Source organism: Pedobacter sp. PLR (assembly GCF_026239675.1).
Taxonomy (GTDB): domain Bacteria; phylum Bacteroidota; class Bacteroidia; order Sphingobacteriales; family Sphingobacteriaceae; genus Pedobacter.
The window spans coordinates 1-370 of the sequence record NZ_JAPIVQ010000045.1 but is presented as its reverse complement, the minus strand read 5'-3'; the positions used below and the strand labels follow the sequence as shown (position 1 = coordinate 370).

The window sequence follows — 370 nt, the reverse complement described above, 5'->3', positions numbered from 1 at the left end:
CTTGAAAGGTGATACTGGTGCCGATGGTAAGTCATCCTATGATATTTATAAAGCGATACCCGGTAATGAGAACAAAACACCTGCTGATTTTGCGGTTGGCTTGAAGGGTGATAAAGGGGATACTGGTGCCGATGGTAAGTCATCCTATGATATTTATAAAGCGATACCTGGCAATGAGAACAAAACACCTGCTGATTTTGCGGTTGGCTTGAAGGGTGATAAAGGGGATGCTGGTGTTGCTGGCCCAATAGGAGTAACTGGTGCAGATGGAGTTCAGGGCTTAAAAGGGGATAAAGGCGATACCGGTGCAACTGGTGTTGCTGGTCCAATAGGAGTAACTGGCGTAGATGGGGTACAGGGCTTAAAAGGT

The 370-nt window shown here is 46.5% G+C and carries 1 pseudogene; it reads left to right on the top strand.

What is annotated here, in order from left to right:
• A pseudogene (locus OQX61_RS24285) lies at positions 1–370 on the top strand (hypothetical protein); the annotation flags it as partial.